The 6,758-nt window shown below is 71.8% G+C and carries 6 protein-coding genes; 2 read left to right on the forward strand and 4 right to left on the reverse strand.

The features are described 5' to 3' along the window. Window positions 1-113: 113 nt before the first annotated feature. Both accD and QMK61_RS07130 read right to left on the reverse strand, forming a co-directional pair. Window positions 114-983 carry an acetyl-CoA carboxylase, carboxyltransferase subunit beta gene (accD, locus tag QMK61_RS07125; RefSeq protein ID WP_302071449.1) on the reverse strand — a complete coding sequence of 290 codons (870 nt, stop codon included), beginning with the start codon at window positions 981-983 and terminating at the stop codon, window positions 114-116. Window positions 984-1,549: 566 nt separating this feature from the next. After that, window positions 1,550-2,437: an SDR family oxidoreductase gene (locus QMK61_RS07130; RefSeq protein ID WP_302071450.1), complete on the reverse strand. Its 888-nt coding sequence runs from the start codon at window positions 2,435-2,437 to the stop codon at window positions 1,550-1,552. 96 nt (window positions 2,438-2,533) lie between these two features. On the opposite strand from QMK61_RS07130, the gene QMK61_RS07135 reads away from it, so the two are divergent. Beyond that, entirely contained in the window at window positions 2,534-3,370 is an 837-nt protein-coding gene (locus QMK61_RS07135; protein WP_302071451.1) for a helix-turn-helix transcriptional regulator, read from the forward strand. Window positions 3,371-3,614: 244 nt separating this feature from the next. On the opposite strand, the gene trpA is transcribed toward QMK61_RS07135, so the two are convergent. Together trpA and trpB are read right to left on the reverse strand one after the other, a co-directional pair. After that, window positions 3,615-4,415 carry a tryptophan synthase subunit alpha gene (gene trpA, locus QMK61_RS07140; protein ID WP_302071452.1) on the reverse strand — a complete coding sequence of 267 codons (801 nt, stop codon included), beginning with the start codon at window positions 4,413-4,415 and terminating at the stop codon, window positions 3,615-3,617. Further along, complete coding sequence (gene trpB / locus QMK61_RS07145; protein ID WP_302071453.1) at window positions 4,412-5,623, reverse strand: tryptophan synthase subunit beta; 1,212 nt, start codon at window positions 5,621-5,623, stop codon at window positions 4,412-4,414. Before trpB ends, trpA begins: the two co-directional genes overlap by 4 nt. Window positions 5,624-5,725: 102 nt before the next feature. Between trpB and QMK61_RS07150 the strand changes: the two genes are divergently transcribed. Further along, entirely contained in the window at window positions 5,726-6,616 is an 891-nt protein-coding gene (locus tag QMK61_RS07150; RefSeq protein ID WP_302071454.1) for a LysR family transcriptional regulator, read from the forward strand. The last annotated feature ends 142 nt before the right edge of the window (window positions 6,617-6,758 follow it).

The following is a 6,758-nucleotide window of genomic DNA, read 5'->3' on the forward strand; positions in this document are numbered from 1 at the left end:
TTGTCCACAGGCTTGTTCCACGATCATCCACACGCGCTGTGGAAAACCACCCGGCGGAAACGGCGATGCCGCCCGGAGGCGGCATCGCGACGTGGTGCGGAATGGCGGCAGGCTCAGGCGGCGCGCGGCGCCTTCGCCAGCAGGCCGAACAGGTCGGCCAGCGTGTCGCGCATCTCGCGGCGGTCGACGATCATGTCGATGGCGCCGTGCTCGAGCAGGAACTCGGAACGCTGGAAGCCTTCCGGCAGCGTCTCGCGCACGGTCTGCTCGATCACGCGCGGGCCGGCGAAGCCGATCAGCGCCTTCGGCTCGCCGACGTTGATGTCGCCGAGCAGCGCCAGGCTGGCGGACACGCCGCCGGTGGTGGGGTTGGTCAGCACGCTGACGTAGGGCACGCCCGCGTCGCGCAGGCGCGCCAGCGCGGCCGAGGTCTTGGCCATCTGCAGCAGCGAGAACAGCGCCTCCTGCATGCGCGCGCCGCCGGTGGCGGAGAAGCACACCAGCGCGCTGCGGTCCGCCAGCGCCTTCTCGGCGGCGCGGGTGAACTTCTCGCCCACGACCGAGCCCATCGAGCCGCCCATGTAGGCGAAGTCGAACGCCACCGCCACCAGCGGGCGGCCCTTGAGCCGGCCGTTCATCGCCACCAGCGCGTCCTTCTCGCCGCTGGACTTCTGCGCGGCGACGATGCGGTCGCGGTACTTCTTGGAGTCGCGGAACTTCAGCGGATCGGTGGCCTCCATGCTGGCCCACAGTTCCTGCGTCGAGCCCTCGTCGAACAGCGACAGCAGCCGGGCGCGGGCGCGAATGGCGTGGTGGTGGCCGCACTTGGGGCAGACCATCAGGTTGCGTTCCAGTTCCGGCTTGTACAGCACCGTGCCGCAGCCGGCGCACTTCTCCCACACGCCCTCCGGCACCTTGCCCTTGCCGGCGGCGGTGGCCTGCGTGCGCGCACGTGGGGTCATGATCTTCTGCAACCAGTTCATAGCGGCACCTCGGGTGAGGCGGGCATTCTAGCCGAGTTCGGCGAGGCGCTCCGGACGCGGGCGTGTGGAATGCCGCGCGGCGCAGGCAGCTTCATTCCAGGTGGCGACCACCTGTCCAAGTCGTCATCTCGGCGCAGCCCATTGCTGTCCGGAATAATCTCGAAACCGGACCATTGTGCGCGGCGCATGCCGCCTCACGTTTTTGCTCGTCATCCCGGCGTAGGCCGGAGGCGCTTTATCAACAGACGAAGGTCTGGTCATCCAGTAGCGAACACGCTTGATCAAACCGCGCGGCTACTGGATGACTCGCTGCGCTCGCCCCTTCGGGGCCGCCCTACGGGCGTTCTGCGCGCTGCGCGCTTGTCCGGCCTGCGCCGGAATGACGCTTCGGATCGGTGGTCGCCATCAGGAATGAAGTCGCCTCCTGGCTGCCTCCTGTGTAAACGGCGTGGGCATTCACTCTCCAGCGGCGTCCCCGGATTATCCCGGACAGCAGTGGGCGCAGGCCGGAATGACGGGCGAGAGCGCGATGTCGGCGCGACGACCGTGCCGCACCACGTCGTCGTTCAACCGTTGAAGTGGCCGGCCAGGTCCGCCAGCAACCCGGGGCCCGTCGGCTGCCAGCCCAGTTCCTGCCGCGTCCAGGCGCTGGAGGCCGAGAGGTCATGCCCGGTGAACATCGCCATCCAGCCGAAATGGTCCGCCGCCGCGTCGGCCGGCAGGGAAACCACCGGCACCTGCAGGCCGCGGCCGATCGCCTCGGCGATGTCGCGCAACGCCACGCCTTCCTCGGCCACCGCGTGGTAGCGCGCGCCGGGCGCGCGCCGCTCCAGCGCCAGCCGGTAGAGCCGCGCGACGTCGGACACATGTGCCGCCGAATAGCGGTTGCCACCCTCGCCCACGTAGGCGGAGACGCCCTTCTCTCTCGCCACCTCGATGAGGATGCTGACCAGGCCGTGCCGGCGGGTGTCGTGCACCTGCGGCAGGCGCATCACCGACACGTTGGCGCCCGCGGCGGCCACCGCCGCGGCCGCCAGTTCCGATGCCCGGCGCGGGTTGGGTGCGTCGGCGTTGAACACGTCCTCGGTGGCGAGCCGGTCCGGTGCCGCCTGCCCCATGCCGACGCCCGAGGTGACGACCAGCGGATGGTCGGTGCCCGCCAGCCCGGCACCGAGCGCCTCGATGGCGCGGCGGTCCTTCTCGCAGTTGGCGACGAAGTTGGAGAAGTCGTGGTCGAAGGCGCAGTGGATCACGCCTTCCGCCAGGGCGGCGCCGCGGCGCAGGCTGTCCGGGTCCTCCAGGTCGCCGCGATACGCTTCCGCGCCGGCGGCCTCCAGTGCCCGGGCGCCCGCGTCCGAACGCGTCATGCCGAGCACCCGATGCCCTGCCCCGATGAGTTCCGCGACGATGGCCGAGCCGATGAAACCGGTCGCGCCGGTAACGAAGACACGCATGGGTCAACTCCCGTTCCATGATGGATGGAGGCCACTCTCGGCGCCGGCGCCATCCGGGTAAAGTAGTGACGTCATACGGGTAATGGAACCAACAGGATGGATCTGCCGGCCAACGCCCATCGCCTTGGCGCCTATCTGCGCGACCGCCGCGCCCGGCTCGACCCGGCCGCCTTCGGCCTGCCGCTGGCGCGCCGCCGCACGCCCGGCCTGCGCCGCGAGGAAGTGGCCCAGCGCGCCCATGTCAGCGCGACCTGGTACACCTGGCTGGAGCAGGGCCGCGGCGGCGCCCCCTCGGCCGACGCGCTCGACCGCATCGCCCGCGCGCTGCTGCTGACCGAAGTGGAACGCGAACACCTGTTCCTGCTCGCCCTGGGCCACCCGCCCGAGGTGCGCCAGCGCGAAGCCGAGGGCGTCTCGCCGCGGCTGCAGCGCGTGCTCGACGCGCTGGAGTGGAGTCCCGCCATGGTGAAGACGGCCACCTGGGACATCGTGGCCTGGAACCGTGCCGCCGCCGCGGTGCTGACCGACTACGCCACGCTGCCGCCGGAACGGCGCAACGTGCTGCGGATGATGTTCTGCGATCCGCGCGTGCGCGCGGCGCAACCCGACTGGGAAGGCGTGGCGCGCTTCGTGGTGGCGGTGTTCCGCGCCGACGCCGTGCGCGCCGGCGCCTCGGCGAGCGTGCAATCGCTGGTCGACGAACTGAGCCGGCAAAGCCCCGAGTTCGCGGCGATGTGGCGCGACCACGACGTGCGCCAGTTCGGCGAGGGCAGCAAGCACCTGATCCACCCGCACGCCGGCCCGATTGCGCTGGAATACTCGGCCTTCGCGGTCGACGGCCGGCCCGACCTCGGCATGGTGGTGTACACCCCGGCCACGCCGGAGGACGTGGCGCGGGTCAGGGCGTTGATCCGTGCGCGCGAGGCGGGCTGACGGGGCCGCCACGCCAACTGCACGCCTACTGGCACAGGCCTTTGGCCTGTCACTTTCCGGGATGGCTTCCTGCTGCCGGGTGAGCGCCTCCCCCTGCGTGCAGGGGGAGGTTGGGAGGGGGTCACGCTTTGGCTTTCAAGCCAGAAGCACCCCTCCCCAGCCCTCCCCTGCACGCAGGGGAGGGAGCCTTCCCCCGCCCTTCGAGGCAAGCGACAAGCTTCTCCGCGCGACGGGCGAAAGCACCTCAGCGTGCGTCGAGCGCGGTGCGGATCGGCGCCAGGAATGCCTGCACCCGCTGCGCGATCTCCGCCGCGGACGTCGCGCCGGCCAGCCGTTCCACCAGCGCGCTGCCGATCACCACCGCGTCGGCGAAGCCGGCGATGGCCTTCGCGCTTTCGGCATCGCGCACGCCGAAGCCCACCGCCACCGGTGCGCTGGCGTGGCTGCGGATGTCCGCGACCCGCGCGGCGATGTCCGTGGTGCTGAGCCGCGCCGCGCCGGTGATGCCGGCGAACGACACGTAGTAGAGGAAGCCCTCCGCCGCCTTGCACAGGTGCGCCAGGCGCTCCGGCGCCGTGGTGGGCGCGGCGAGCAGGATCTGCTTGAGGCCCGCCTCGCGCAGCGGCGCCAGCACGGCGGATTCCTCCAGCGGGCAATCCACCAGCAGCGCGCCGTCGACGCCAGCCTGCACGGCTTCCTGCGCGAAGCGCACGTAGCCGTGGATCTCGACCGGGTTGAGGTAGCCCATCAGCACCACCGGCGTGTCGGGGTCCTGCTGGCGGAACTGCGCCACCCAGCCGAGCACGTCGGCCAGCCCGACGCCCGCGGCGATGGCGCGCTCGCTGGCGTGCTGGATCACCGGGCCGTCGGCCATCGGATCGGAGAACGGCACGCCCAGCTCGATCAGGTCGGCGCCTGCCCCGACCAGGGCGTGCATCAAGGCCACCGCGTGTTCCGGCGACGGGTCGCCCGCGGTGACGAACGGGATCAGCCCGGTGCGGCCGGCGGCCTTGAGCGCGGCGAAGCGGCGATCGATGCGATTCATACCTCGACTCCTTCGCGCGCGGCGATGGTGTGCACGTCCTTGTCGCCGCGGCCGGACAGGTTGCACAGCACGAGGCCGTCCTTCGGGTACTCGCGCGCCAGCTTGATCGCCTGCGCCACCGCGTGGCTGGATTCCAGCGCCGGCAGGATGCCCTCGGTGCGGCACAGCAGGTGGAAGGCTTCCAGCGCCTCGTCGTCGGTGACGCCCACGTACTCGGCGCGGCCGGCGTCCTTGAGGAAGGCGTGCTCGGGGCCGACGCCGGGGTAGTCCAGGCCGGCGGAGATCGAATGCGTCTCGGTGATCTGGCCGTCGTCGTCGCACAGCACGTAGGTGCGGTTGCCGTGCAGCACGCCGGGCCGCCCCGCCGCCAGCGACGCCGCGTGGTGGCCGCTGGCCAGACCCAGGCCCGCCGCCTCGGCGCCGACGATACGCACGGCGCGGTCGTTGAGGAAGGCATGGAACAGGCCCATCGCGTTGGAGCCGCCGCCCACGCAGGCGGTGAGCGCGTCGGGCAGCCGGCCGTACTGCTCCAGCAGCTGCGCGCGTGCCTCGCGGCCCACGATGGCGTTGAAGTCGCGCACCATCAGCGGGTACGGATGCGGGCCGGCCACGGTGCCGATGATGTAGAAGGTGTCGGCCACGTGGGTGACCCAGTCGCGCATCGCCTCGTTCAGCGCGTCCTTCAGCGTCTTCGAGCCGGACGTCACCGGCACCACCTCGGCGCCGAGCAGCTTCATGCGGTAGACGTTGATCTTCTGCCGCTCGATGTCCACCGCGCCCATGTAGACCACGCACTTGAGGCCCAGCCGCGCCGCCACCGTGGCGCTGGCCACGCCGTGCTGGCCGGCGCCGGTCTCGGCGATGATGCGGGTCTTGCCCATGTGCCGCGCCACCAGCGCCTGGCCCACGGTGTTGTTGATCTTGTGCGCGCCGGTGTGGTTGAGGTCCTCGCGCTTGAGCAGGATGCGCGCGCCGCCCACGTGCTTCGTCAGCCGCTCGGCGAAGTAGACCGGGCTGGGCCGGCCCACGTAGTTCGTGAGGTCGCGGTCCAGCTCGGCGATGAAGGCCGGGTCTTCGCGCAGGCGCAGATAGGCCTCGGTCAGCTCGGCCAGCGGCGCCATCAGCGTCTCGGCCACGTAGCTGCCGCCGAACCGGCCGAAGCGGCCGTGCTCGTCGGGGTAGGCGTGGAAATCCCGGATGTCGGGCATGATGGTCTCTCTCGGAACGACGCGACAGGCTCACACCTTAGCGCGGGGCATCGAGGCAAAAAAGCGAAAAGATCGCTCCGACACTTGAGCTAAACTCACACCATGACCGAGCGCGGCCTGCCCTCGCTGAATGCCCTGCGCGCCTTCGAGGCCGCCGCCCGGCTGGGCAGCATGAGCCTGGCCGCGCAGGAACTGCACGTGACCCACGGCGCGGTGAGCCGGCAGGTGCGCGCGCTGGAGGAGGCGCTCGGCCAGCCACTGTTCGTCCGCCAGGGCCGCGGCGTGGAACCCACCGCCGCCGGGCGCCAGCTGCAGGAAAGCTGCCACGACGCCTTCGCCCAGTTGCGCGAGAGCTGGGCGCGGCTGCGGCGCGCGCAGGCGGACGCGGCGCTGGTGCTGGGCTGCTCCGGCAGCGTGCTGGCGCGCTGGGTGATCCCGCGGCTGGAACGCCTGCGCCACGAGCTGCCCATGCTGACCCTGCACCTGGCCGTGCAGGAAGACACGCCTGCCGCCGCCCTGCCCGGCCAGGACGCCGCCCTGCTGCTGGCCGCGCCGCCCTGGCCCGCGTCGTGGCAGGTGCACGAGCTGGCGCCGGAACGCATCGGCCCGGTATTCAGCCCGCGCCACCCGGATGCCGAGCGCCTGCGCGCGCTGTCCGCCAGGGCGCTGTGCGACGAACCGCTGCTGTACACCGCCTCGCGTCCGCAGGCGTGGCCGGACTGGGCGCGCGCCAGCGGGCTGCCGCCGGAGTCGCTGCGCCAGGCGCAGGCGCTGCCCCATCTCTACTTCCTGCTGGAGGCCGCGGCGGCGGGGCTGGGCGTGGCGATCGCGCCGCAGCCGCTGGTGGCCGACGACCTCGCCAGCGGCCGGCTGCTGGCGCCCTGGGGCTTCCGCGAAACGCCGGCGCGCTGGATGCTGGCCACCACGCGCGCCGGCGACCCGCGCATCGCGGCGCTGGCCGGCTGGCTGCAACGGGAGCTGGCGGAAGGCTGAAGCCGGGTCGCCGTTTCGATGCAGGAGCGGGGCGCCCCGGCCTCAGAGCCTGTTCACGATCTCCGCGTGGCCCGCGTTGCCTTGCTTTGGCCGCCAGGTGGGAGTGCGTGGCGCAGCGCCTGCCTGGCTGGCAGGCCAAGCC

The sequence above is a fragment of the Fulvimonas sp. R45 genome (assembly GCF_030504985.1).
In the GTDB taxonomy this organism is placed as follows: domain Bacteria; phylum Pseudomonadota; class Gammaproteobacteria; order Xanthomonadales; family Rhodanobacteraceae; genus Rhodanobacter_A.